Source organism: Pseudomonas sp. R76, assembly GCF_009834565.1.
Taxonomy (GTDB): Bacteria; Pseudomonadota; Gammaproteobacteria; order Pseudomonadales; family Pseudomonadaceae; genus Aquipseudomonas.
The window spans coordinates 1,810,826-1,837,016 of the sequence record NZ_CP019428.1; the positions used below are offsets into that span (position 1 = coordinate 1,810,826).

A 26,191-nucleotide genomic window follows, 5' to 3' on the forward strand; every position below is an offset into this window, starting at 1 on the left:
ATGACACTGCGCACGAGCAACCAATTGTTCGACGCTTACTTCACCGCTTACAGCATGGCCGAAGTGTTCTGCGATCAGGGGCGTTTGCAGGGCATGCTGGATTTTGAAGCGGCTCTGGCCCGGGCGCAGGCCCAGGTCGGGCTGATTCCGCAGGCCGCCGTTGCACCGATTGCCCAGGCCTGCCTGGCGTCTTTGTACGATGTGGATGCGCTCGGCGTGGCGATTGCCACGGCGGGCAATTCGGCGATCCCGTTGGTAAAGGCGCTGGGCAAGTTGATTGCCAGTGAAGATGCCGACGCCGAACGTTACGTGCATCTGGGTGCGACCAGCCAGGACGTGATGGACACTGGCCTGGTCCTGCAATTGCGCCGCGCGTTGGTGTTGATCGAAGCCGATTTGGCGCAATTGGGTGAAGTCCTTGCCCAGCAGGCCCAGCGTTATGCGAGCGTGCCGTTGGCCGGGCGCACGTGGTTGCAACACGCGACGCCGGTCACCCTGGGGATGAAAATCGCCGGTTGGCTGGGGGCGGTGACGCGCAGTCGCCAGCGCCTTGCCGAGCTGAAGCCGCGCCTGTTGGTGCTGCAATTCGGCGGCGCGTCCGGCACCCTGGCGGCGCTGGGTGAGCAGGCCATGCCCGTGGCCGAAGCCTTGGCGGCGGAGTTGCAGTTGAGCTTGCCCGAGCAACCCTGGCACACCCAACGCGATCGGCTGGTGGAGTTCGCCAGTGTGCTCGGCCTGATTGCCGGCAGCCTGGGTAAGTTGGGCCGTGATATCAGCCTGTTGATGCAGACCGAAGCGGCAGAGGTGTTTGAACCTTCGGCGCCCGGCAAAGGCGGTTCGTCGACCATGCCGCACAAACGCAACCCGGTGGGTGCCGCTGTGCTGATCAGCGCGGCGACCCGTGTGCCGGGGTTGGTCGCGACAATGTTCAGCGCCATGCCCCAGGAACACGAGCGCAGCCTGGGCCTGTGGCACGCCGAATGGGAAACCTTGCCGGAGATTTGTCGGTTGGTGTCTGGTGCCTTGAAGCAGGCGTTGCTGGTGAGCGAGGGGTTGGAAGTCGCCCCTGAGCGCATGGCGCACAACCTCGATTTGACTCAAGGCCTGGTGCTGGCAGAAGCCGTCAGCATCGTGCTGGCCCAGCGCTTGGGCCGCGACACCGCGCATCATCTGCTGGAGCAATGTTGCAAGCGCGCCGTCGCGCAAGGGCGCCATCTGCGCGCGGTGCTCGCGGACGAACCGCAGGTGACCGCCGAGTTGTCAGCGGTTGAACTGGACCGCCTGCTCGACCCTGCTCACTACCTGGGCCAGGCCCGCACCTGGGTCACCCGCGCGGTGGCCGACCATTTTGCATTGACCGCGTAAGGAGACCGCTGTGGCCTTTGTACAACTCGCCGAGGGCGAACTGCATTACCAACTGGATGGGCCAGTGGAAGCGCCGGTGTTGGTATTGTCCAACTCCCTGGGCACCGACCTGCATATGTGGGACATCCAGATCCCGGCTTTTACCGAGCATTTTCGTGTGCTGCGTTTCGACACCCGTGGCCACGGCAAGTCCCTGGTCACCGAGGGGCCGTACAGCATTGAGCAACTGGGCTACGACGTGATCGCGCTGCTGGATGCATTGGATATCCAGCGTGCGCATTTCTGTGGTTTATCCATGGGCGGCCTGATTGGGCAATGGTTGGGCATCCATGCCGGTGAGCGTTTGCAGCGCCTGGTGGTGTGCAACACCGCCGCCAGGATCGGCACACCGGAGGTGTGGAACCCGCGTATCGAGATGGTCTTGCGTGAGGGTCCGGCAGCCATGGTGGCGTTGCGCGATGCGTCGATTGCGCGCTGGTTCACCGCCGATTTTGCCGCCGCCAACCCGCACCAGGCCAAGCAGATTACCGACATGCTCGCGGCCACTTCGCCCAAGGGTTACGCCGCCAACTGCGCAGCGGTGCGTGATGCGGATTTCCGTGAGCAGGTGGCCTCGATCAAAGCGCCGACCTTGGTGATTGCCGGTACTGAAGATGCGGTCACACCGCCGGCCGGTAGCCACTTTATCCAGAACCATGTGAAGGGCGCCGAATACGCCGAGTTCTATGCGGCCCACCTTTCCAACGTCCAGGCCGGGGCTGATTTCAGTAACCGAGTACTGAAGTTCTTGCTGGCCGATTAAACCCTGTGGCGAGCGAGCTTGCTCGCGCTGGACTGCGAAGCAGTCCCAAATCCGCCCATTCAAGTTTTCCGGTAAGAATGCGCATACCTGACTGGGGCTGCTGCGCAGCCCAACGGGAGCAAGCTCCCTCGCCACAAGGTATGCCGTTCTCCGGGCCATTTACGCTAAGGAGCTTTTTGTGGACGAGAAACAACGTTACGCCGACGGCCTGCAAGTGCGCCGCGAAGTGCTGGGCGACGCGCATGTCGACCGCAGCCTGAATGCCCTTACCGAGTTCAACAGCGAGTTCCAGGAAATGATCACCCGCCACGCCTGGGGCGATATCTGGACCCGCCCCGGCCTGCCGCGGCACACCCGCAGCCTGATCACCATCGCCATGCTGATCGGCATGAACCGCAGTGAAGAGTTGAAGTTGCACCTGCGTGCGGCCGCGAGCAATGGCGTGACCCGCGCCGAGATCAAGGAAGTGCTGATGCAGAGCGCGATTTATTGCGGTATTCCGGCGGCGAATGCGACCTTCCATCTCGCCGAGTCGGTGTGGGATGAACTCGGCGTGGAGTCGCGGCAGGACTGAATTGAAACACACGCATCTGTGTTTGCTGGATCAGTGTGAATCGGCATCCCATATCCAGTTCCACACTCCCGGCAAATGCACCTCTTCATTCACATCCTTCACCGTACGTGCCAGCGCCGCGCGTTCCAGCGTGGCGTGGTCGGTGTAGAACGGCTCGGCGGCGGTCTTCATGCCGTTGATCCGGGCGCTGTCCATCAGAATCTGCAAGTACTCCTGCATGTGCCGCGCGGTGTAGCGATTGATGTCATGAAAGGTCACCACCACCGGTATCACGCCATCCACCGTCGGCAGTTCGCCCAAGGCAATGCGCTCGCGCACCACTGACAGTTGCCGGTACAAATTCGCCCGCCGCCGTGGGCTGCCGTTGAAGCCCCAGATCTTGCCGTCATTGGCACTCAGGTCCGTCAGCAATACGTGCATGCCGTGGCGCTGGTAGGCGGCGAAGGTGCGCTTGTCATAGTTCCAGAACGGCGGGCGCACCAGCAGGGGCGATGCGCCAGTGATCGAGGCAATGTCCGCTGCGCCTTGGCTGAGGGTGCGTTCAAGCTCGGCGTCACTTAGCCAGCGGTGGTTGGTGTGAAACCCCGTGGCGGTGTGGAAGGCCAGGACGTGACCGGCTGCGTATTCACGCACCATGGTCTTGCGACCCCGCGGGCTGCCACCGGAGCGCGACGCCTCGGTTTGCAGGAAGAACACCGCCTTGATGCCCGGCAGTATCGGGTTGTGCGCCAGGTCGGCTATCACTGAACGGCTCGGGTTGTTGTAGCCTGAAGCGCTGGGGCCGTCATCGAAGGTCAGCAGGAAGCGGATCGGGGCCTGGGCCTGCAAACGCTGTTCGGTCTGCGGCGTCAGGGCGATGGGCGCGCCGATGCAGCCGCTGAGCAGGATCGACAGAATGACAATGAGATAGTTCATGGCGGCCTGGGTTAAGAGGGTGATCCGTGTCGATGACCTCCATGTGTCGACTCAAGGGCGCGTGCACGATACAGCATGATCGCGCCGGCTATAACGGGTAAATGCTGCCGCTGGTCTTAAGGATAGCGGGCTGTTGTCTCAGCCCGCTTTTCAGGTGTCAGCCGCGAACAGTTAACGCGCGCGGCTGGAGCATGGCCTGACCAGGGCGTTTACAAAAGGCTGATTGGATAGCTGACGATCAACCGATTCTCGTCAAACTCATTGTTGCTGTAGTCCCTGCGCATGCTCGAATTACGCCACCGCACGTTGAGATCCCTGAAGGTGCCGCTCTGCACCGTGTAGCCCAGTTCGCTCTCGCGGCCCCACTCCTTGCCATCGGTGATGGTGCCGGTGTGCACATTGCTGCCGCTGAGGTAGCGGTTCATCAAGGTCAGGCCCGGGATGCCGAGGGCGGCGAAGTTGTAGTCGTGGCGCACTTGCCAGGATTTCTCTTCGGCGTTGTCGTAGCTGGCGTTGTAACTGTCGTTGGCCAGGGTGCCGCCGCTGGTGCCGTTGACGCGCATCCACGCGCTGTTGCCGGTGAGTTTTTGCAGGCCAACATAGAATGTGTTGCCGCCGTATTTGGCCGAGAACAGGCCGGACCAGGTTTTGTTGTCCAGGCTGCCGGCGCGGGCGCTGCCGTCGTCCTTGCCGTAGAAGAACCCGAGGTTGGCGCCCAGGGTCCAGTCACCCACGGGCTGGCTGTGGATCAGGTTGACGTACTGCTGGCGGTAGATGTCCTTGAGTTGGGCATTCCACACGCCGACCTGCGTGCGCTTGTCGTTGAAGGCGTATTCGGCACCCTGGAAATTGAAGCGGTCGGAGGTGAAGGCGGCTTTCCCGAACATCGACATGTCCGTCATGCTGCTGTCGTCGCGCGGGCTGTTGGCGCGGAACTGGCCGCCGTAAAGGGTCAGGCCGTCGATTTCCTTGGAGGTGATCTGCCCGCCGCGCAGGGTTTGCGGCAGCGAACGGCCATCGTCGGAGCGCAGGATAGGCAGCACCGGCATCCACTCGCCCACCTTCAGTTCGGTCTTGGAAATCCGCGCCTTGAACGCCACGCCCAGGCGCCCGAAGTTATCTGCCGGGCGGCCGTCGTGGTCCAGCGGCAACAGCTGGGTGCCGCCGGTGCCGCGCCCGCCATCGAGTTTTTGCGAGTACATGCCCAACACATCCATTCCGAAACCTACCGTGCCCTGGGTGAAGCCGGAGCGCGCGTCGAGAATGAAACTTTGCGTCCACTCCTGCGCGCCGCCCTGGGCTTTGGTCGGGTTGGTGAAGTTGCGGTTGAAAAAGAAATTGCGCAGGTTGAGGTTGGCGCTGGCGTCTTCAAGGAAGCCGTGTTCTTCAGCGACGACAGGCAGGGCAAAACTGGCGACAGCGGTTGCCAGCCACAGCTGGCGCGGTTGGAAAATGCTCATGGTGTTGGACCTGTTGTTATTGGGGTTATGCAGGTGCCGGCCATGGTGCTTGGCGGTGCGGTGGCGTTGGAAGTGGGGAGAGGCGGGTTGTGGGCGATGATCGAACGCAAGTTGGCGGGCCGGACTCAGGAGGTCCGGCCCGGTTTACTGGGCTTTTTTCGAAGGGCTAGCGCAGCGAGTTCAAACTGGTCCACGGGATGGCCGGCAGATATTTCTGGCAGGCGAGGGTTGTAGCCACCATTGCCGCCAGAAACACCACTTGCAGCGGGCTCCAATAGGCCCAGTGCAACCCTTTGATCCAAGGGATCCTGGCATTGAAATTTTCGTTGACCTTGCCGATTCGCCGCGAGTGAAACAGGCTGATCAGGATCATGCCCAGGTGGGTCAGCATGCCCATGATCCCGAGGATGTAGCCAAACACCAGGAGTAACACCAATTGCGGAATACCATGGCGTAGCACCAGCCTGAACTGGTCGATGCTCAGCCGCTTGGGCAGCAGGCGTTCGCTGAGCCACAGGTCCTGGACGATCAGGCGAGAGGCGAAATCTGCCCATATTTGGGCACCGCGCAGGGCGAAGATTGCGGGAAGGGCTGTCAGCAGGATAAACAAAAAGAATTTGGCCGGCAGCGAGGTGTCGAGGAGTGGATGAAAGGCCAGGCCGCTGGCCAGGGCCAACCCGGCCCAGACTCTGATCCAGCTATCAAGGGTCACCCCGCGCGGCAGGAATTTGCGCCAGAAAAAAACGTTCGGATCCGGCAGGCGTTCGAGCAAGGCCGGGTAGCGCCAGGTCAGCACTTCAGCCAGGTGTTGAGTGGCATTCCACGCAGGGTCATCAAAGCCTTCGACCAAGCGTTTCTGTTCCTTCACGCTCATCACCGTAACCAGCAGGCGCGCCGCCAGGGCATCGGCGGAGGTGCGGCGGGTATCGTGGGCCTTGTCTAGCAGGTTGTCGAAGAAGCTTTCCTGCTCGCAGCGCGAGACCAGCTGGCGCCACATCCACGCTGGTTCCGGGTACACGCCTTTCTGGTCATCCCAGCCAAACGCCTGGCACACCCGCTCGAACAGCGGCACGCTCCATTGGGTGTCGTGCAGCAGTTGCAGGAGGATGCGCTGCCACTGTTGCTGCAGGTCAAACACCCGCAGCCAGGGTTGCTGGTTGTAGGCGTTGAGCTGGTTGACGAACTCGCGCTCGGCCTTTTGCTCCAGCTGTTCCTGCAGCGTCTGGCGATAGGCCTGCAGCAGCTCGCCGCTGAGTGCCTCGTGTTGCCAGGGGCTCATCGCTACACCTTGCCAGGGCGTCAGCCATTCCAGCTGCTGCACCGCCCAGGCGGCAATCGCTGCGCGCTCCCCCGGGGCCTCGAAACAGTGACGCAGCAAGGCTGCCTGGAACGCATCGGCGCAGCGTTGTTGCTGGGCCTGTTCCCAGCGCTCGCCGAGGTTATGAGCGCCCAGCCCGTTGATCAGCGCTTGCGCGCGCGTCTGCTCGGGCGGCAGGTCGAACGGGGCAGGGCTGACGGGGCGTATGTGGGCGAATTCCGCGTACTCATGCGGGTTGCCGTCGGCCAGTTCGGCCACTGGCGCGTTGATGACCTGGACGTCTTCGTCTTCTTCCTCATGCTCGGCCCGCCAGCGCGCGATATTCAGCGCGTTTTCATACGCTTCGCGCAGGCGCTGGAAACCCTCGGCATCATCGTCCGGGCGGCAGCTTTTCAGCAGCCGCGCGTAGGTACGCTTGATGGTGCGCTCGTCGGCATCGTCCGCCAGTTGCAACACTGTCCAACAGTCCATGTCGATTTCTCTCAGCGCCAGAAGCCGTTGTCGAGTTGCTCAAGTTGACGGGTCAGCTCGCTGCGGGCCTCGCGGATGCGGCGTTCATCCTGGGTGTCGAGCACTTGCTGGAACTGCGCGGCCCAGTGCCCGAGCTGCTCGCGCAACTCGCCGAGGTTTTCCTGGTAGAGCCGTTCGAGGCGGGCGGTCAGCACGGTGTTGACCTGCTGATCGCGTGGGTGAATCTTCAGCAGCGCCAGGGCTTGCAGGCGTTGTTGGATCTCCTGCGGGCTCAGCACGCCGGGGTTGTTCTCGATCACCAGCGAGTGCTGCTCGCCGGTCAGCGGGATGTTCACCTGGGCTTCGAGCAGGCCGTTGTTGTCGTAGGTGAAGCGCACGTCCAGCGAGACTTCGCCGGCCTTGCGCTTGGGCACGGGAATTTCCAGCTGGCCCAGTTCGATGTTGTCGCGCACCAGGCGGCTTTCGCCTTGATAGATTTTCAACAGCACGTAACTCTGGTTGTCGTGCAGGGTGACCACGCTCTTGACCCGGCTGACCGGCACGCTGCTGTTGCGCTCGATCAGCGGCAGGTAATGCCCGCTTTCGATATGGCCGCCGTACTGGTTCGAGGTTTCGATGCCCAGGGTGTAAGGGCAGACGTCGGTCAGCACGATCTCTTCCAGCGCTGCCGAACGGGCCTTGAGCGCGGCCTGGATCGCCGCACCGTGGGCGACCACCTGGTCGGGGTCGAGGCTGATGGACGGGAAGCGCCCGAACAGACCAGCCGCCAGTTTGCGCACCAATGGCATGCGCGTGGTGCCGCCGACCAGCAGGATTTCATCGAGGTCGCCGACGCGAATCCGCGCGTCGCGCAGGGCCCGTTCAATCGGCGCGCGCAGGCGCTCCAGCAAGGGCGTGTAGAGCTTGGCGAGTTCGGCCTGAGTGATGGTGCTGACCCACTGCTGGCCGTCGACGCGCAGGGCGAATTCGGCGCTGTCGTCCTGGCCCAAGGCTTTGCGCACGCGCTCGGCTTCGCGGCGCAGGGCTTGCAGCACACTGCTGGTGGGCGGGAAGCCTTGGGCATTGCGCTGGCTGTCGACGAAGTGTTCGAGCAACAGGGTGTCGAAATCTTCGCCGCCGAGGAAGTTGTCGCCGGCGCTGGCACGCACCTCCATCACGCCGTCGAACAGCTCGATGATCGACACGTCGAAGGTGCCTCCGCCGAGGTCGAACACCAGGAACGAAGTTTCCTTGTCACGCTGGTGCAGGCCGTAGGCCAACGCGGCGGCGGTGGGTTCGTTGATGAGTTTTTCAACGTTGAGCCCGGCCAACTCACCGGCGATGCGCGTGGCCTTGCGTTGGCCGTCACTGAAGTAGGCGGGCACGCTGATCACCGCTTCGGTGACGGTCTGGCCGTAAGTGCGCTCGATGTCTTCCTTGAGGCTTTTGAGTACCAGCGCCGAGAGTTCTTCGGGGCGGAACGAACGGTCGCCCAGGCGTACTTCCGTGGCACTGCCCATGAAGCGCTTGAACAGCGACGTGGTCATGTGCGGGTGGGTGTGCAGGCGTTCCTTGGCGGCTTGGCCCACCAGGATGCGGCCTTGATCATCCAGGCCGACCACACTCGGGGTCAGCAACTGGCCAAGGGCATTGGGCACCATTTCGGCAGCGTCACCGCGCCAGACGGCGGCCAGGCTGTTGGTCGTCCCCAGGTCGATTCCTACGATCATTACGACAAGCTCCCTCTGTGGTCTGTAAGAATCTGTAACCAATTTTACCCTGAAAGGTTTGGCAGAAAGCAAGGCGCAAGACGGAGTCGGGTTGCCCTGTGGGAGCTGGCTTGCCTGCGATAGCGGCCGGTCAGTCAGTACAGGTGTGGCTGACACACCGCTATCGCAGGCAAGCCAGCTCCCACCTTTGATCCGCGGTGGTCAATGAACCGGCAAAAAAAAAAACCGCTTCCGGTAAGGGAAGCGGTTTTATTTACAGCAGCACGATCAGAACAACTTCAGTGCCGGTGCTTCTTCTTTCAACGGCTCGTTCTTCGCGGTCTGCTCGTTCCAGCCACCGCCGAGGGCCTTGTACAGGTTGACCTCGCTGTTGAGCTGCGCCAGGCGGTCGGTGATCAGCGATTGCTGGGCACTGAACAGCTGGCGTTGGGCATCGAGGAACGTCAGGTTGCTGTCGACACCAATGCGGTAGCGACGCTCGGCCAGGCGGTAGTAATCCTGGTTGGCCGCGACGAAGCCACGTTGGGCATCCAACTGCTGCTTGTAGGTTTCACGGGCGGCGAGGCCGTCGGAAACTTCCTGGAAGCCGGTCTGAATCGCCTTCTCGTAGTTGGCCACGTTGATCTCTTTCTGGATCTTCGAGTAGTCCAGGCTTGCGCGCAGGCTACCGGCGTTGAAGATCGGGATGTTGATCTGCGGTGCAAACGACCAGGTGCCCGAGCCGCCTTTGAACAGGCCGCCCAGGGTTGGGCTGGCGGTGCCGGCGCTGGCCGTCAGGCTGATGCTCGGGAAGAACGCTGCACGCGCCGCGCCGATATTGGCGTTGGCGGCCTTGAGGTTGTATTCGGCCTGCACAATGTCGGGACGACGTTGCAGCAGGTCCGATGGCAACCCGGCAGGCACTTCGCTGAGCAGGTCATCCGACAGTGGCTTGCTGGCGATATTCGCCGGCAGGCCGGTGCCGAGCAGCAGGGTCAGGTTGTTTTCGTCCTGGGCCACCTGGCGGGTATAACGCGCCAGTGCCACGCGGGCGTTTTCCACCGAGGTGCGCGCCTGGCTGAGGTCGAGGGCCGAGGCCACGCCGACTTCGTTGCTGCGCGAGGTCAGTTTGTAGCTCTGCTCGAACGCGCCCAGAGTGTCCTGAGTCAGCTTGAGCAGTTCCTTGTCGGCCTGCCAGGTCAGGTAGGCGTTGGCCACACTGGCCACCAGGCTGATCTGGGTGCTGCGCCGCGCTTCTTCAGTGGCGAAGTACTTTTGCAGTGCTTCTTCACTCAGGCTGCGCACGCGGCCGAACAGGTCCAGCTCATACGAGCTGATCCCCAGGCCAGCCGAGTACTGGCTGGTGATGCCCGCTTCGCCGGTTTGCGACAGCTTGGCCGGGGTTCGCGAGCGGCTGCCGCTGCCCGTGGCCGAAATAGCCGGGAACAGGTCGGCACGCTGGATCTGGTACTGCGCTGCATAGGCGTCGATGTTCAGGGCCGCGACACGCAGGTCACGGTTGTTGACCAACGCGGTCTGGATCAGCTGTTGCAGGGCAGGGTCATGGAAAAACTGCTTCCAGCCCTGCTCGGCAGCGGCCTGGCCCGGCGCCTGGGCCGACGAATACGCCGGCCCCTGCGGGTACTGGGCCGCCACCGGCGCTTCGGGGCGCTGATAGTCAGGTATCAGCGAGCAGCCACTGAGCACGAATGCCGTGACGGCTAGGGAAAGTAGCGACTTGCTCATTGGCCAGCCTCTTTAGGAGTTTCAGTAGTGTCCGACTTTTTGTTGCGCTCGCCGGCAGACGACACGGTTGCATAGAACAGTGGCACCCAGAAGATCGCCAGGACGGTGGCGGTGATCATACCGCCAATTACGCCGGTACCGATCGCGTGCTGGCTGCCTGAGCCTGCGCCGGTGGAGATCGCCAGCGGCAATACGCCGAGGACGAACGCCATGGAGGTCATGATGATCGGTCGCAGACGCATGCGGGACGCCTCAATGGCTGCCTCGACGATGCCTTTGCCTTGTTCGTGCAGCTCTTTGGCAAACTCCACGATCAGGATGGCGTTCTTCGCGGCCAGGCCCACCGTTACCAACAGGCCCACCTGGAAGAACACGTCGTTGGACAACCCACGCATGCTGGTTGCTATCAACGCACCCACAACCCCTAGCGGCACTACCAGGATAACTGCGATCGGGATCGACCAGCTTTCGTACAGTGCTGCGAGGCAGAGGAACACCACCAGCAGCGACAAGGCGTACAGCGCAGGAGCCTGGGAGCCGGACAAACGTTCTTCGTACGACAACCCCGTCCACGCATAGCCAACACCTGCAGGCAGTTGCTTGGCAATATGCTCGACTTCGGCCATGGCGTCACCGGTGCTGTAGCCCGGCGCCGGTGTACCGAGGACTTCCATCGCCGCTACACCGTTGTAGCGCGAAAGTTTCGGCGAACCGAAGATCCACTTGCCCGAAGCGATGGAGGACAACGGCACCATCTTCCCGGAGTCGCTGCGCACGTACCATTTGTCCAGGTCTTCAGGGGACATGCGGCTGGCGGCGTCACCTTGCACGTACACCTTCTTCACACGACCGCGGTCGATGAAGTCGTTGACGTAGCTGCCACCCAGGGCAATTGCCAGGGTCTGGTTGATATTCGACAGGGTGATGCCTTGGGCACTGGCTTTCTCGTCATCGACGGTGAGCTCGTACTGCGGCTCATCGTTCACGCCGTTGGGTCGCACGCCTGCCAGAATCTTGCTTTGTGCTGCCATACCGAGGAACTGGTTACGCGCCGCCATCAATTTGTCATGACCAACACCGCCCTGGTCTTGCAGGAACACGTCGAAGCCGGTGGCGTTACCCAGTTCCAGTACAGACGGGGGCACGATGGCAAATACCATGGCGTCCTTGAATGTCTGCATGAAGTAGCCCTGGGCGCGCTTGGCGATTTCGAAGACCGAGTTGGAGGCGTCACGCTCGCCCCATGGCTTGAGCATCACAAATGCCAGGCCCGAGCTTTGGCCGCGACCGGCGAAGTTGAAGCCGTTTACGGTAAACACCGATTTCACGCCTTTGCCTTCGCCCGGCTCGCCTTCCTTATCGTTGAGCAGGTAGGCACGCATATCGTCGATGACTTTCTGCGTACGTTCAGCCGTAGAACCGACCGGCGTCTGTACCTGGGCAAAGATAACGCCCTGGTCTTCATCGGGCAGGAACGCCGCTGGGATGCGCATGAACAGCCAGATCATGCCGGCGAAGATCAGTAGGTACACCAGGAACGCCGGAATCTTGTGCTTGATCATGTTGCCCACGCCGCGCTCGTAGCTCAGTACGCCACGGTCGAAGGTGCGGTTGAACCAGCCGAAGAAACCACGCTTGGGTTGGCCGTGTTTTTCCGGGTCGATCGGCTTGAGCATGGTGGCGCACAAGGCCGGGGTGAAGATCAGCGCAACCAGTACCGACAACGCCATGGCCGAAACGATGGTGATGGAGAACTGTTTGTAAATCACACCGGTGGAACCGCCGAAGAACGCCATCGGCAACAGTACCGCCGACAGTACCAGCGCAATACCCACCAGGGCGCCCTGGATCTGGCCCATGGACTTGACCGTCGCTTCTTTGGGCGACAGGTGTTCCTCGGCCATTACCCGCTCGACGTTTTCCACCACGACGATGGCATCGTCCACCAGCAAGCCGATGGCCAGGATCATGCCGAACATGGTCAGGGTGTTGATGGTGAAACCGAACGCCGCGAGGATCCCGAAGGTACCCAGCAGCACCACCGGTACGGTCATGGTGGTGATGATGGTGGCGCGGAAGTTCTGCAGGAACAGGAGCATCACCAGGAACACCAGCACGATCGCTTCGACCAGGGTGTCAACTACACCGGAGATCGATTCGGTCACCACTGGGGTCGTGTCATACGGCACCACCGCCTTCATGCCTGGCGGGAAGAACGGTTCAAGCGACGCTACGGTGGCGCGGATGGCCTTGCCGGTGTCCAGGGCGTTGGCGCCCGAGGCCAGCTTGATCGCCATGCCGGAAGCCGGCTTGCCGTTGAACTGCGCAGCGATGCTGTAGTTCTGACCACCGAGCTCAATACGGGAGACATCCTTCAGGCGTACCTGTGAGCCGTCGGTATTGACCTTCATCAGGATATTGCCGAACTGCTCTGCAGTCTGCAGGCGAGTCTTACCGATAATGGTCGCGTTCAGCTGAGTACCGGGCAGGGCTGGCAGGCCGCCCAGTTGGCCAGTAGCCACCTGCACGTTCTGAGCCGAGATCGCCGTACTGACATCTACCGGCGTGAGCTGGTAGTTGTTCAGCTTGGCCGGGTCCAGCCAGATACGCATGGCGTACTGCGAACCGAATACCTGGAAGTCACCCACACCGGCGGTCCGCGAAATCGGATCCTGGATGTTCGACACGATGTAGTTGGACAGATCGTCCTTGGTCATGCTGCCGTCTTCCGACACCAGACCGATCACCATCAGGAAGTTCTTCACCGACTTGGTTACGCGGATACCCTGCTGCTGCACTTCTTGCGGCAGCAGTGGCGTCGCCAGGTTCAGCTTGTTCTGCACCTGAACCTGGGCGATGTCCGGGTTGGTACCCTGGTTGAATGTCACGGTGATGGTCATGCTGCCGTCGGAGTTACTGTCCGAGGAAACGTAACGCAGGTTGTCGATACCGTTGAGCTGTTGCTCGATCACCTGCACCACGGTGTCCTGCACGGTTTGTGCGGACGCGCCTGGGTAGGTCACCTGGATGTCGATGGCGGTCGGCGCGATGGCCGGGTATTGGTTGATGGGCAACTTCAGGATCGAAAGTGCCCCGACCAGCATGATCACCAGGGCAATAACCCAGGCGAAAATGGGACGGTCGATAAAAAATTTCGACATGGGTTACTCCCCTTTGCCGGCAGCGGCAGCAGGAGCAGCACTGCCCGCATCAGCAGGCTTGGCGTTGTCGGCCGGTTTGACCTTGACCTCGGCGCCCGGCTTGACGTACTGCAAGCCTTCTGTGATCACGCGGTCACCGGCGTTCAGGCCTTTTTCCACCAGCCAGTAGGCGCCGTACGTGCGGTTGGCCACCAGTACACGCTGCTCGACCTTGTTGTCGGCGTTGACGATCAGCGCCGTTGGAGTGCCCTTCAGGTCACGGGTCACGCCTTGCTGCGGAGCCAGGATGGCCTTGCTGTTCACACCGGCTTGCAGTTGGGCGTGTACGAACATGCCCGGCAGCAGGGTGTGGTCAGGGTTCGGGAACACCGCGCGCAGGGTCACGGAACCGGTGGTCTGGTCGACCGACACTTCGGAGAACTCCAGCTTGCCGTCCTGGCTGTAAGGCGTGCCGTCTTCCAGGGTCAGCTTGACCTTGGCAGCATTTTCGCCGGCTTTTTCCAGCTGACCGCTAGCCAGGTCGCGGCGCAGTTTCAGCATTTCAGCCGAAGACTGTGTGACGTCGACGTAGATCGGGTCCAGTTGCTGGATCACGGCCATGGCATCGGCCTGGCCATTGCTGACCAGCGCGCCTTCGGTCACCGAAGAACGGCCAATACGCCCGGAGATCGGCGCGAACACTTTGGTGTAACGCACGTTGATCTGGGCGGTTTGAACGTTTGCTTCTGCGGTCATGCGGTTGGCGACGGCGGTGTCGTATTCCTGACGGCTGACGGCTTGCTCATCGACCAACTGCTTGTAGCGGTCGGTGATCGACTTGGTCTGGGTCAGGCTTGCTTGTGCGCTTTTCAGGGTGGCGTCATACACCGACGGGTCGATCTGGTAGAGCTGTTGCCCTTCCTTCACGTCGGCGCCTTCCTTGAACAGGCGCTTGAGAATAATGCCGTTGACCTGAGGCCGAACTTCCGCGATGCGATAGGCCGTGGTGCGGCCCGGCAGCTCGGAGGTCAGGGTAAAGGCTTGCGGTTGAATAGTGACCACGCCGACCTGAGGGGTTTGAGCGGGCGGAGCCGCCTCTTCCTTTTTACATCCGCTGAGCAGCGATGCCAGGGCGACGGCAGTGACCAGAGCGGTAACAGCTGGCTTAAGTTGCATGAAGATCCTCGGGTCAGGCGCGCAGAATGCGCACAAGAAGTGTGGAAGGGTAAAAAACAAGCTGTGAGTAGATAAGTAGCTTGCTACGCAATATACTTACGTTCATGGTTGTTTGTAAACTCTTGACAGGCTTCGCAGATTGTTGACAAAGCAACTGCCAAAGCCTCGATTTTAGTACGTTCGGTGCCCATGACGGCGTCGTCCCACAATTATTCAGATGATCGTTGGCGCCTATTAAAGCTGCGTTACCGATAGTCCCAAGTGTTCTGATTGAGGTTTTACTGCCATGGTTCGTCGCACCAAAGAGGAAGCTCAGGAAACGCGCAGCCAGATTCTCGACGCCGCCGAACAGGCGTTTTATGAGCGCGGCGTTGCGCGCACTACGCTGGCGCACATCGCTGCGTTGGCCGGCGTGACGCGCGGCGCTATCTATTGGCATTTCAGCAACAAGTCCGATTTGCTGCAGGCACTGCTCGACACGCTGCACGAACCCTTGGACGAATTGGCCCGGGCCAGTGAAAGCGAGGATGAGGTCGACCCGCTGGGCTGTATGCGCAAGCTGTTGATTCATTTGTTCCATCAGGTGGCCCTGGATCCGAAAACCCGGCGCATCAACGAAATTTTGTTTCATAAGTGCGAGTTCACCGATGAAATGTGTGACATGCGTCGCCAGCGCCAGACCCATAGCCTGGAATGTAACCTGCGTATCGGCCTGACTTTGCGTAACGCGGTCCATCGTGGGCAACTTCCGGAAAATCTCGACACCACCCGTGGTGCGGTGTGCATGCATGCGTACATCAATGGGCTGATTGGCCAATGGCTGCTGGTGCCCGACAGCTTTCAGTTGCATCAAGAGGCCGAGCGTTGGGTTGATGCAGGGCTGGACATGCTGCGCTTGAGCCCCAGCCTACGCAATTTAGACAAAATGCGTAATTGCATCCAGTTGTGTCAACAGTAAAGACCAGAGACAGTCAATCGTCCCTTCGGCTGATCGGTGGGGTGACTTTATATACGGGCTGGCGGGCGGTTGATAGGTAGCCGCCTAAGTATTTTGTAGCAATATTGTTGCAAGGCTGTGAAGGAATGTTTCCCAGCCTTTGTATGATCGTTCCCACGCTCCGCGTGGGAACGCTTCCTGTGACGCTCTGCGTCACGCTTAAGGAGCAGACGCAGAGCGTCCAGGGCGGCAATCCCACGCAGAGCGTGGGAACGATCAAACAGGCGATAAAAAGCCCCGGTTCCTGCGAACCGGGGCTTTTTCGTTTCAGCTGGTTACATCACAGGGCCAGGGTTGGATAGTCGATATAACCGACCGGGCCTTTGGCATAGAACGTTTCCGGGTGCGCTTCGTTCAGCGGCGCATCGGCCTTCAACCGCGCCGGCAGGTCAGGGTTGGCAATGAACGGTACGCCGAAGGCTACCGCGTCTGCCTTGCCGGAGGCCAGCCAGGCGTTGGCGCTGTCCTTGGTGAAGCGTTCGTTGGCGATATACGCGCCGCCGAAGGCTTTTTTCAGTTGTGGGCCGAGGCTGTCGCCGGCTTCTTTTTCACGCGAGCAGATGAACGCAATGCCACGCTTGCCCAGTTCGCTGGCGACGTAGGTGAAGGTTTCCGCCAGGTTGTCGTCGCCCATGTCATGGGAGTCGGCGCGCGGTGCCAGGTGCACACCGACACGGCCGGCGCCCCACACTTCAATGGCGGCGTCAGTCACTTCCAGCAGCAGGCGCGCACGGTTTTCCAGGGAGCCACCGTAGTTGTCGGTGCGCTGGTTGGTGCTGCTCTGCAGGAACTGGTCGAGCAGGTAGCCGTTGGCGCCGTGGATTTCCACGCCGTCAAAACCGGCAGCCTTGGCGTTTTCGGCACCCACGCGGTAAGCGTCGACGATGTCGGCGATTTCAGCGGTTTCCAGGGCGCGAGGCGTCGGGTAGTCGGCCAGTGGGCGCACCAGGCTGACGTGGCCTTTAGGCTGGATCGCGCTCGGTGCCACCGGGGTTTCACCGTTCAGGTAGGACTCGTGGGAAATGCGGCCGACGTGCCACAGTTGCAGGACGATCTTACCGCCTGCGCCGTGCACGGCCTTGGTCACGTTAGCCCAACCGCGTACCTGGTCGTTGGACCAGATGCCCGGCGTATCCGGGTAGCCCACGCCCAGTGGCGTTACGGACGTGGCTTCGCTGAGGATCAGCCCGGCAGAGGCGCGTTGTACGTAGTACTCGGCCATCAGCGCGTTCGGCACGCGACCTTCATCAGCGCGGCAGCGGGTCAGCGGCGCCATGATGATGCGGTTGGACAGTTCCAGGTCGCCCAGTTTGATCGGATCGAAAATAGTCGTCATGGGATAACACCTTTCTCTTTAAGTGGATTGATCAGTTGGTCGCAGGGGCCAGGTCGGCATTGCCGCTCTGACGGAAAGTAATCAGGGTCACCAGCAGGGCCAGGATCGCCAGGGCGGCAGCCGCCAAGGGCACGCTGGTCAGGCCGAAGCCGTGGGCAATCACGCTGCCGCCGACCCAGGCGCCGAGGGCGTTGCCGATGTTGAAGGCGCCGATGTTCAGGGTCGACACCAGGTTTGGCGCGGCCTTGCCGAAGGTCACCACGTTGATCTGCAGCGCCGGGACGGCGGCGAACGAGGCGGTGGCCCACAGGAACAGAGTGATTTCAGTCGGGATCACCGCGACGCTGGTCCAGGTCAGTACGGTGGAGACCACCGCCATGCTGATGAACACGCCGATCAAGGTGGCCGCCAGGCGTTTGTCCGCCAGCTTGCCGCCGATGATGTTGCCCACGGTGAGGCCCAGGCCGATCAGCAACAGGGTCCAGGTCACGCCTTTGGGCGACACGCCGGTGACGTCGCCGAGCAGCGGCGCGACGTAGGTGAAGAGGGTGAACATGGAGGCGGCGAACAGTGCGGTCATGGTCAGCGACAACCAGATGCCGGCGCCCTTGAGTGCGGCGAGTTCGGCGCGCATGTCGAGTTTTTCTTCGTCACGCTTGGCCGGCAGAAAGCGGATCAGGCCGATCAACGCCACCACACCAATCACCGTCACCGCCCAGAAGGTCGAGCGCCAGCCGGCTTCCTGGCCCAGTGCGGTGCCGAGCGGCACGCCCAGCACGTTGGCCAGGGTCAAACCGGTGAACATCAACGCCACGGCCGACGCACGTTTGTTGGCCGGCACCAGGTTGGCGGCAACCACCGAACCAATCCCAAAGAACGCACCGTGGCACAGCGCGGTGACCACACGGGCAAACATCAGCACGTTGTAGTCACTGGCCAGGGCGCAGAGCAGGTTGCCAATGATAAAAATGCCCATCAACGCTACCAGGGCGGCCTTGCGTGGCAGCTTGGCGGTGGCCAGTGCCATGAAAGGGGCGCCGATGGCCACGCCCAGGGCGTAGCCGGTGACCAGCCAGCCGGCGCCGGGGATCGACACGCCCAAGTCCGCCGCCACATCGGGCAGCAAGCCCATGATGACGAACTCGGTGGTGCCGATGGCGAAGGCGCTGAGGGCCAGTATGAGTAGCGAGAGGGGCATTATCGTTTCCTTGGTTACAGCGGTTCGATGATTTCAGCGCTGAGTTCAGTCGTGAGCGCCGTGAGGAAGGCTTGAATCGTTTCCTCATTGCGTTTGAAAAAGTGCCACTGCCCGGCCTTCTGGCTGCTGATCAACCCGGCCCGTTGCAACGTGGCCAGGTGGGCCGACACGGTCGACTGGGACAAGCCGCAGCGCTGGTCAATCTGCCCGGCACAGATGCCGTATTCGTGGTGGTGCACTTGCTCGGGGAACTGCACTTTCGGGTCTTTCAGCCAGGTGAGAATGTCTCGTCGTACTGGGTGCGCCAGGGCTTTTATTATTTCGTCGAGGTCAATGGACATGGCAGGGGCTCGGTGTCGTAAAACGTTATATCGCGATGAGGCGAACTTTAAATCGTTATATCCCGATACACCAATATGCTTTTGATCTTAGGTCAGGCTATTTCGGTATATCGGGTTATAACGATACGGATTCGGCAGTGGTAGACTGCGCGGCATGAATTATCTCGCACATCTGCACCTGGGCGGCCAACTTCCTGCGCAATTGCTGGGCAGCCTTTATGGCGACTTCGTCAAAGGCCGGCTGCAGGGCCAGTACAGCCCGCAAATCGAGTCGGCCATTCAGCTGCATCGCTCCATCGACCGTTTCACCGACAGCCACCCGTTGGTCGGCGAGGCGTTGTCACGCTTCAGCCTGACTCGCAAGCGCTACGCCGGGATTGTCCTCGATGTGTTTTTCGATCACTGCCTGGCGCGGGATTGGGCGCAGTATGCCGACCAGCCGCTGGAGCGTTTCACCGCCCAGGTATACCGCGTGCTGGCCGCCGAACCGCAGCTGCCGGAGCGGCTGGCGCAGATCGCGCCGTACATGGCGGCGGATGATTGGCTGGGTTCGTATCGTGAGTTCGCGGTGATGGAGCAGGTGTTGCGCGGGATTTCGCGGCGGCTGACGCAGCCTGAGGAATTAAGGCATGCGATGCAGGAGTTGCGGGTGTTGTATGAACCGCTGAGTGAAGATTTTCGGCTGTTCTACCCAGAGTTGCAGAAATTTGCACAGCTCCAACTGACAACTGAGATCTAACTGTGGGAGCTGGCTTGCCTGCGATAGCAGTCTGTCAGTTGAAGAGATGTGGCTGACCCACCGCTATCGCAGGCAAGCCAGCTCCCACATTTGAACCGGTGTTCAGTTCATCTTAAGCCGCAAACGCCGGCCGAGCATCCACCTGCTCCGCCTCCGGCAACGGCCCAAACAACGCCTTCTGCACCGCCTGTTGCGCCTGGAATGCCAGCGCCGCGCGTTCCTGTCCGGCGCAGGCAATCGGCTTGAGCACATGGATTTCCACATCGCCCTGGTCGTTGGCAAACAGACGCATCAGGTGTGAGAGCAAATCGTCATCGCCAATAAACGGCGCCAGCGCATCCACTTGCCCATCGCGCAGGTAACGAATCGCCACCGGTTGCAGCGACACATCCGCATCAATCGCACTGGCCAGCAAGCGCCCGTGGAACGTGCGCAGGCTGCGCCCGTCGGTGGTGGTGCCTTCCGGGAACATCAGCAGCGGGTGCTGTTGCTCCAGGTGACGAGTCATCTGCTTGCGGATCAACTGGCTGTCGCCCGAACCACGGCGGATAAACAAACTGCCGGCCTTGGCTGCCAACCAACCGGCCACCGGCCAGGTGCGCACTTCGGCCTTGGACAAAAATGACAGCGGCGTGACCATGCCCAGCAGTGGGATGTCGGTCCACGACACGTGATTGCTCACCCACAGCATCGGCGTTTTTGGCAGCTCACCGTGCACCGTCACGCGAAAGGGCAGGGCGTTGGTCAGCCGCGCCATGAAAAACCGCGACCAACGCTGGCGCCGCACCATCGAATTAGCCACGCCCAAACGTTCGAACACACCAAACACACTGGCCATGCTCAAGCCCAGCGCCACCACCAGCAGCACCCGGGCAATGCGCCCGTACACCCGCAGGCGGGCCATTACATGGCCGCCTTGAAGTGGCGGGCGTAACGCGGGCACAGCTCGTCGCGCTTGAGCAGGATAAACACGTCGGCCACCTGGAAATCTTCATCCCAGCACGGCTCGCCGCAGATCTTCGCGCCCAGGCGCATATAGGCCTTGAGCAGCGGCGGCATTTCGGCGATCACGTTGGTCGGCAGGTCCAGCGCCGGCAGCGGCTTTTTCGGCTCGGCGCGCAGGTGTTCGTTGCACAGGTAGCGTTCGCGCAGGCGCTGCATGATCGCGTGGGCCTGGATGCCGCCGTCGTGCATCGGGATGCTCGCGCAACCCATCAAGTAGCTGTAGCCGCCCTGGTTCAAGACTTCCGCCAACTCGCCCCACAACACCGCGATGGTGCCACCGTTGCGGTAAGCCGGATCGACGCAGGTGCGGCCGATCTCCAGGATCGGGCCTTGCAGGTGCAGCAAACCATGCAGGCTGAATTCTTCTTCGCTGTAGAACCGGCCCAAGGTGCTCGCGGCCTGGTGGTCGAGCAGACGGGTGGTGGCCACTAGTCGACCGCTGTTCAAATCGCGCACGCCGATGTGGCTGCAGTGAACATCATAGTCATCCATGTCCAGACCCAGTTCCGCGCCTTTCAGCTTGGCATTGAACTCGCCGCTGAACACGTTGAACCGCAGGGCCTGGGCTTCCTGCAGCGCCTGTGCGCCAACCAGGCGTTCGGCTTGCAGACGGCGTTCATTGCCGGTGTCGCTGATGCGGGCGATCTGAGTCATGGCGAATCTCCGAGTGCCGGCCACGTACCGGCCAGTCGACTTGTTTGTCCAAACTCAGGCTAGGTAGGCTCGGTGTCAGCACCATGAAGTTACGGTGACGGTTGGATGACAGGCCTCAGGGCTCGGCACCAGGCTTGGGTGGAACTCGATTGCGCCCGTCCACCAATTAGACGGTGGGATGCTGATGCAGATATGACGAAAAACCTTTGTTCAATGGGGAAAAAGACATGCCGAATTCAATCGAGTGGACCCTCCCTCCCGCGCAATGGGATGCTCAAGGCGGCGGGCATTTGCAGGGTTCACCCCTTGACGGCAAGACCGGAGTGAACCCTCAGGACGGCCGCAGCTATGGCACAAAAATGAGCAATCGCCCGGTCATTCTTGGTTCGCAGCTGTATGACTACCGGTGGATACACGACTACCCAAGGGGCAAACCTGAGAATATTTGGGGGGACTTCAGCCAGTGGGGGGCCGATAACTGCCTGGCCATCGCGGTGATCAAGCTGGCGATGATGCAATTCGGCAAAAGCCCGCTGGATGTCTTCAAGTCTGTAAAAGAAACAGCCGATGGCTTTCAGATTGTCCTGAGAAACGGCGAGTCGACGTACCTGGGCAGAGAAGAACTCAAACAGGCCGCTACGGCAGCGGGTTTCAAAGGCGAGGACCCTACGACGTTGCTGTACGCCAATTTCCTGTTTGCGGTCAGCGCCAAGCGTTACCTGGAGGCCGGGTATGGAACGTACAGCCAGGCCCTGAAGGTGCTGTGCAGTGGCGGCAGTAGCGCTGAATATGCCTTCAGGCGGCTGGGGTTATGGGAGCAGGTGGAACCCGTGTCGATCCACGAACTGGTTAACGGCAGGATGGGGATGTTCCAGTCTGGCAGCCATATTGAGTTTGCCGCTGATGGGCATGAGGAGCGCTGGGGGAAAAAGGGCGGTACGCCGCCCACCACTTCGATCTATCAAGCGTATGCGTTTAAGCCATGACCGGCTTTTTCAGCAAAACCTTGCCCGCCTGGGAGGATCGCTGTCGCTAACTTGTCACTTTTCCGGGCTAGGCTCGCGGGCTTGAATGCCCCCTTGAGTTTGCGTCCATGGTCCGAGGCTTGTTGTGCGTTGCCCTGCTGTTTGTCACCGTCGCCGCCCACGCCGAAACCTGGCCTGACAAGGACTGGGCCAGGGGTGCGACGCTCTCAGGACCCGCTGTCGATGCTCTGGATAGCTACGCTTTTCCGCCGCGTGACGACGCCACCCGCCAAGGCATTCGCACCGACGCGCTGCTGGTGATCCGCGATGGCGAGATCATCTACGAACGCTACGCCGCACCTACCACCGCCAGCACCCCGCACCTGACCTGGTCCGTCAGCAAAAGCCTGATGGCCACCGTGCTCGGCGTGGCCTACGGCGAAAACCGCTTCAAACTCACCGACCCCGCCGCACGCTTCTACCCGCCGATGAAACAGCACCCCAAGGTGACCCTGGCCGACCTGCTGCACTGGGCCTCGGGCCTGGATTGGCAGGAAGACTACGAATATGCGCCGCTGAAATCCTCGGTGGTGGCGATGCTCTACACCCGTGGCCGCGCCGACATGGCCGAGTTTGCCGCCGACACCGAAGCCGTCGCCGCACCGGGCCAGGCCTTCCGTTACTCCAGCGGCGACAGCAACATCCTCTCCGCCGCGCTCAAAGGCATGCTCGGCCACAAGGCCTATATGAGTTACCCGTGGGATGCGCTGTTCAAGCCGCTGGGCATTCACGACGCCACCTGGGAAACCGACGCCGACGAAACCTTCGTCGCCTCGTCCTACGCCTACCTCACCGCCCGCGATTTGGCGCGGGTCGGCCTGTTGATGGCGCGCGACGGTCGCTGGGGTGAGCAGCAGTTGCTGCCCAAAGAATGGGTCGCCTTCAACTGCCAACCCTTCGACAAGTACAAACCCGGCCAGGACGAAGCCGTGCCCGGCGGGCAATGGTGGCTCAACCGGGGCGCCCCAAAACCATGGCCCGACGCACCCGCCGACACCTTCGCCGCCCTCGGCCACTGGGGCCAGGCGCTGTACGTGCTGCCCGATGAACACCTGGTGATCGTGCGTTACGGCGATGACCGCGACGGCACGTACCGCCACAACGAACTGCTCAAACGCGTGCTTGCGGCGGTGCAACCATGATTCGTCGTCATCCGTTTATCAGCGTTTTTCTGCTGCTGTTACTCGCTCTGCTGGGCTGGATTTGGCACGAACGCGTCAACCTGCAAGCCTTCCCCGACATCATCGCGGCGTACACGGCCAAGGAGTACTGCTCGTGCCGGTACGTGCAGAACAATCCCGCCGACTATTGCCTGGGTTATGTGAAGCAATACGTGCCGACCAGCGCATTCAGCGACAACCCGGAGCGCAGTGAAGTGACGGCGAGCGGGTTGGGGCGCACGCACACGGCGCGCTGGCTAGGCGACCGTCAAGGCTGCCGCCTCAACCCCTGACACACCCAGGATTTTCTGTGGGAGCTGGCTTGCCTGCGATGCAGGCACCTCGGCACATCAGGCATAACCAGTTGATGCCTTCGCAGGCAAGCCAGCTCCCACATTTGACCGAGTACACGCGTCTATCTGATGTACTGAGCTCAAAATGTGGGAGCGGGCTTGCGTCAAGGCTGCCACCTCAACCCCTGGCACACCCAGGATTTTCTGTGGGAGCAGGCAAGCCAGCTCCCACATTGGATTTGCATTAATCATTGGAAATGAGAGAAGTCCAAGCCGGCGCCCGATGCACTGCACCGGGCGCGAACGACTTACTGCGGGGTTTGATTACCAGGCTGCAATGCCAGCAGCAGGTCATCAATGATGGCCTTACCCATTTCTCCCAGGTAATGCGAGGCGAATGCAAACTTCTCCGCCTTGGGATCCATGGCGGCTTCAAGGGAGAGCATTTTTGCGTAATAGAGCACGTGGGATGCGTGTTCGAGGGCTTCTACGAGCGGAACCCCGGCGTTGACGCGGAACACTTTCAGATGGCTTTTGTTCTCTCCGCAGTCTGCGAAGGTGGCGGCGCCGATGGTTTCGGCTGATGCTGCGTTAGTCATAACTGATTCCTTTTGCATGAACAAAAAGAGCTGCCACTAACGTTTCCAGGCGAAGGGTGGCAACTGTACGCGGGCTGGAAACCGAGGCAAAAGGAACCCGGCAGACCCGAAGGTCTCCCACGTACAGCCGCCAAAAAGCACAAACTGCAGGCATAAAAAAAGCGCCTGCTGATTGTTTGACGACGCTGTAGCGTCCTTAAGCATCGGGTTTCCAGGCCCGGTCACTGATGAGCAGCGACGGAGGCGAGGTTAACTCTATGCACGCGCCGTCGCAACCGGTGGCCAATAGCTGTCCGCAATCTGCGTTGTGTTTCCAGTGCGCGCCCCTGTAGTAACCTTGCCCGCAGCCGACCCCACTCACGTCGGCCGTTAACAGGCATAGAAAGGAGACTTATGACGCTGGGGCGCAAGGCCGAAAACTACTTCAGGATGATAAGAACGCGAATGGGCCTGGAGAAAAACTATTATTTAAAAAGCTTCGTTATTGCGCTGTTTATTTTTTGCATGAGCGTCTCCGTTTTTAAATCAAGCGATAAGGCCACCATCTATATCTTGATCTGCGGGGTTAATGCGCTGTTGTTCCCGCTGGCCAGGCGTGCAGTTGAAAACGTTGTCTTTCGTTTTACTGGAAAAGATTTTTGGGCGACACATCCCCTACGGGCCGCCGCATCTCATGGTGGTCACGTACTGCTATGGATGTTTTATTTCGTTTTTGCCATTCCGCTTGGCGCCTTTTATGGACTGTGGTTGTGGCTGAAAAAATAGTGCCCGTTCGCGTGGCCTCTGCTTTCTGAGAGCGGAACCTCTATTTGTTGGGCCCCTCGTTTTGGGGGCGCTTCGCACCCCGGCGCAAGCAAGCTTGCTCGCCACAGGGTTATTAGGTGTCCGCCTCAGGTTCCACCCAGTGGAACCACCTTTGATTGTCCTCCCGCCCACATCGCGGTTAGCTGGCGATGTGTCGCAAACAAGAACGGGAACACCCGCCTGTGAGGAGAATCACCATGCGCCCACACCAGCACATTCTGGATTGGCTCAGCGACGTCGCCAGCGACTTGCACACCGTGCGTCAAGACATCCACGCCCATCCCGAACTCGGTTTTGAAGAAAACCGCACCTCGGCGCTCGTCGCGCAATCCTTGAAAAATTGGGGTTATGACGTGCACACCGGCATCGGCAAAACCGGTGTGGTCGGCGTGCTGCGCAATGGCAGCAGCTCGCGTACGTTGGGCATTCGCGCCGACATGGACGCCTTGCCCATCATCGAAAACACCGGCGCGGCCTACACCAGCCAGCACGCCGGGTGCATGCACGCCTGTGGGCATGATGGCCACACCACCATGCTGCTCGGCGCCGCGCGTTACTTGGCGGCGACGCGGCAATTCGACGGCACCTTGAACCTGATTTTCCAGCCCGCCGAAGAAGGCCAGGGCGGCGCCGAGGCGATGTTGGCGGACGGCTTGCTGGAGCGTTTCCCCTGTGATGGGTTGTTTGGCATGCACAATATGCCGGGCTTGCCCGCTGGGCATTTGGGCTTGCGCGTCGGCCCGATGATGGCGTCCCAGGACTTGCTCACCGTAACGCTGGAAGGCGTCGGCGGCCATGGTTCCATGCCGCATTTGACGGTGGACCCGTTGGTGGCGGCGGCGAGTATGGTCATGGCGTTACAGACGGTGGTGTCGCGCAACATCGACACCCAGGAAGCCGCCGTGGTCACGGTCGGCGCGCTGCAAGCAGGGCAGGCCGCCAATGTGATTCCTCAGCAAGCCCTGTTGCGCCTGAGCCTGCGCGCACTGAACCCCAAGGTGCGCGAGCAGATGCTGGAACGCGTCAACGCCATCATCCAGACCCAGGCCGCCAGCTTCGGCTGCACGGTGCAGATCGAACACCGCCCGGCCTACCCGGTGCTGGTCAACCACGCCGAAGAAACCGAGTTCGCCCGCCAGGTCGGCGTCGCCTTGCTCGGCGCCGATGCGGTGGACGGCAACACCCGCACGCTGATGGGCAGCGAAGACTTCGCCTGGATGCTGCAACGCTGCCCCGGCAGTTACCTGTTTATCGGCAACGGCGTGTCGCGGCCGATGGTGCATAACCCCGCCTATGACTTTAACGACGACATCCTGCTGACCGGCGCCGCCTATTGGGGCGCGCTGGCCGAGAGCTGGCTCAAGCCTGCCTGACGACCGCCTTTT

The 26,191-nt window shown here is 61.2% G+C and carries 23 protein-coding genes; 10 read left to right on the top strand and 13 right to left on the bottom strand.

The genetic code is table 11. The features are described 5' to 3' along the window. The 3 genes from PspR76_RS08205 to pcaC all read left to right on the top strand — a co-directional run bounded on the left by PspR76_RS08205 (position 1) and on the right by pcaC (position 2,741). Complete coding sequence (locus PspR76_RS08205; protein WP_159954739.1) at positions 1-1,365, top strand: 3-carboxy-cis,cis-muconate cycloisomerase; 1,365 nt, start codon at positions 1-3, stop codon at positions 1,363-1,365. A 10-nt stretch (positions 1,366-1,375) separates the two neighbouring features. Beyond that, entirely contained in the window at positions 1,376-2,167 is a 792-nt protein-coding gene (gene pcaD / locus PspR76_RS08210) for a 3-oxoadipate enol-lactonase (RefSeq protein ID WP_159954740.1), read from the top strand. Positions 2,168-2,345: 178 nt separating this feature from the next. Continuing rightward, positions 2,346-2,741 (top strand): 4-carboxymuconolactone decarboxylase, encoded by a 396-nt coding sequence (pcaC, locus tag PspR76_RS08215; protein ID WP_159954741.1) that lies wholly within the window; start codon positions 2,346-2,348, stop codon positions 2,739-2,741. 30 nt (positions 2,742-2,771) lie between these two features. Here pcaC and PspR76_RS08220 read toward each other — a convergent pair whose 3' ends face one another. From PspR76_RS08220 to PspR76_RS08250, 7 genes are all read right to left on the bottom strand, one after another. Next, positions 2,772-3,656 carry a polysaccharide deacetylase family protein gene (locus PspR76_RS08220; protein WP_159954742.1) on the bottom strand — a complete coding sequence of 295 codons (885 nt, stop codon included), beginning with the start codon at positions 3,654-3,656 and terminating at the stop codon, positions 2,772-2,774. Between the two features lie 209 nt (positions 3,657-3,865). Next, complete coding sequence (locus PspR76_RS08225) at positions 3,866-5,116, bottom strand: OprD family porin (RefSeq protein WP_159954743.1); 1,251 nt, start codon at positions 5,114-5,116, stop codon at positions 3,866-3,868. A gap of 166 nt (positions 5,117-5,282) precedes the next feature. Beyond that, positions 5,283-6,905: a J domain-containing protein gene (locus PspR76_RS08230; protein WP_159954744.1), complete on the bottom strand. Its 1,623-nt coding sequence runs from the start codon at positions 6,903-6,905 to the stop codon at positions 5,283-5,285. An 11-nt stretch (positions 6,906-6,916) separates the two neighbouring features. Next, positions 6,917-8,614 carry a molecular chaperone HscC gene (locus PspR76_RS08235; protein WP_159954745.1) on the bottom strand — a complete coding sequence of 566 codons (1,698 nt, stop codon included), beginning with the start codon at positions 8,612-8,614 and terminating at the stop codon, positions 6,917-6,919. Between the two features lie 267 nt (positions 8,615-8,881). After that, positions 8,882-10,339, bottom strand: coding sequence for an AdeC/AdeK/OprM family multidrug efflux complex outer membrane factor (gene adeC, locus PspR76_RS08240; RefSeq protein ID WP_159954746.1), 1,458 nt, complete (start codon positions 10,337-10,339; stop codon positions 8,882-8,884). Then, the gene (locus PspR76_RS08245; protein WP_159954747.1) at positions 10,336-13,500 is read right to left on the bottom strand and encodes an efflux RND transporter permease subunit; all 3,165 of its coding nucleotides are present in this window, start codon (positions 13,498-13,500) and stop codon (positions 10,336-10,338) included. Before PspR76_RS08245 ends, adeC begins: the two co-directional genes overlap by 4 nt. Before the next feature lie 3 nt (positions 13,501-13,503). After that, positions 13,504-14,655, bottom strand: a complete 1,152-nt coding sequence (locus tag PspR76_RS08250) for an efflux RND transporter periplasmic adaptor subunit (RefSeq protein ID WP_159954748.1) — start codon at positions 14,653-14,655, stop codon at positions 13,504-13,506. Between the two features lie 286 nt (positions 14,656-14,941). On the opposite strand from PspR76_RS08250, the gene PspR76_RS08255 reads away from it, so the two are divergent. Then, positions 14,942-15,613, top strand: coding sequence for a TetR family transcriptional regulator (locus PspR76_RS08255; RefSeq protein ID WP_159954749.1), 672 nt, complete (start codon positions 14,942-14,944; stop codon positions 15,611-15,613). Positions 15,614-15,932: 319 nt separating this feature from the next. On the opposite strand, the gene PspR76_RS08260 is transcribed toward PspR76_RS08255, so the two are convergent. Genes PspR76_RS08260 through PspR76_RS08270 form a run of 3 tightly spaced genes read right to left on the bottom strand, consistent with a single transcriptional unit; the run spans position 15,933 to position 18,527 of the window. Beyond that, positions 15,933-16,988 (bottom strand): alkene reductase, encoded by a 1,056-nt coding sequence (locus PspR76_RS08260; protein WP_159954750.1) that lies wholly within the window; start codon positions 16,986-16,988, stop codon positions 15,933-15,935. A gap of 31 nt (positions 16,989-17,019) precedes the next feature. Next, on the bottom strand, positions 17,020-18,186 hold the full coding sequence (locus PspR76_RS08265) for an MFS transporter (RefSeq protein WP_159954751.1): 1,167 nt from the start codon (positions 18,184-18,186) through the stop codon (positions 17,020-17,022). Between the two features lie 14 nt (positions 18,187-18,200). Next, on the bottom strand, positions 18,201-18,527 hold the full coding sequence (locus PspR76_RS08270) for an ArsR/SmtB family transcription factor (protein ID WP_159954752.1): 327 nt from the start codon (positions 18,525-18,527) through the stop codon (positions 18,201-18,203). A gap of 154 nt (positions 18,528-18,681) precedes the next feature. Here PspR76_RS08270 and PspR76_RS08275 point away from each other — a divergent pair, with 154 nt between their 5' ends. Then, positions 18,682-19,266 carry an acyl carrier protein phosphodiesterase gene (locus PspR76_RS08275; protein WP_159954753.1) on the top strand — a complete coding sequence of 195 codons (585 nt, stop codon included), beginning with the start codon at positions 18,682-18,684 and terminating at the stop codon, positions 19,264-19,266. Between the two features lie 112 nt (positions 19,267-19,378). On the opposite strand, the gene PspR76_RS08280 is transcribed toward PspR76_RS08275, so the two are convergent. After that, positions 19,379-20,170 (bottom strand): lysophospholipid acyltransferase family protein, encoded by a 792-nt coding sequence (locus PspR76_RS08280; protein WP_159954754.1) that lies wholly within the window; start codon positions 20,168-20,170, stop codon positions 19,379-19,381. After that, positions 20,170-20,925, bottom strand: a complete 756-nt coding sequence (olsB, locus tag PspR76_RS08285) for an L-ornithine N(alpha)-acyltransferase (protein WP_032888332.1) — start codon at positions 20,923-20,925, stop codon at positions 20,170-20,172. Before olsB ends, PspR76_RS08280 begins: the two co-directional genes overlap by 1 nt. A 227-nt stretch (positions 20,926-21,152) precedes the next feature. Between olsB and PspR76_RS08290 the strand changes: the two genes are divergently transcribed. From PspR76_RS08290 to PspR76_RS08300, 3 genes are all read left to right on the top strand, one after another. Further along, on the top strand, positions 21,153-21,911 hold the full coding sequence (locus tag PspR76_RS08290; RefSeq protein ID WP_159954755.1) for a hypothetical protein: 759 nt from the start codon (positions 21,153-21,155) through the stop codon (positions 21,909-21,911). 107 nt (positions 21,912-22,018) lie between these two features. Continuing rightward, on the top strand, positions 22,019-23,092 hold the full coding sequence (locus tag PspR76_RS08295) for a serine hydrolase domain-containing protein (RefSeq protein ID WP_159954756.1): 1,074 nt from the start codon (positions 22,019-22,021) through the stop codon (positions 23,090-23,092). Continuing rightward, entirely contained in the window at positions 23,089-23,403 is a 315-nt protein-coding gene (locus tag PspR76_RS08300) for an amidase (protein ID WP_159954757.1), read from the top strand. Before PspR76_RS08295 ends, PspR76_RS08300 begins: the two co-directional genes overlap by 4 nt. 308 nt (positions 23,404-23,711) lie before the next feature. Here PspR76_RS08300 and PspR76_RS08305 read toward each other — a convergent pair whose 3' ends face one another. Further along, on the bottom strand, positions 23,712-24,002 hold the full coding sequence (locus PspR76_RS08305; protein WP_159954758.1) for a DUF3077 domain-containing protein: 291 nt from the start codon (positions 24,000-24,002) through the stop codon (positions 23,712-23,714). A 393-nt stretch (positions 24,003-24,395) separates the two neighbouring features. Here PspR76_RS08305 and PspR76_RS08310 point away from each other — a divergent pair, with 393 nt between their 5' ends. Both PspR76_RS08310 and PspR76_RS08315 read left to right on the top strand, forming a co-directional pair. After that, the gene (locus PspR76_RS08310) at positions 24,396-24,767 is read left to right on the top strand and encodes a colicin E1 family microcin immunity protein (protein ID WP_159954759.1); all 372 of its coding nucleotides are present in this window, start codon (positions 24,396-24,398) and stop codon (positions 24,765-24,767) included. 236 nt (positions 24,768-25,003) lie between these two features. After that, positions 25,004-26,179: a M20 aminoacylase family protein gene (locus PspR76_RS08315; RefSeq protein WP_159954760.1), complete on the top strand. Its 1,176-nt coding sequence runs from the start codon at positions 25,004-25,006 to the stop codon at positions 26,177-26,179. The last annotated feature ends 12 nt before the right edge of the window (positions 26,180-26,191 follow it).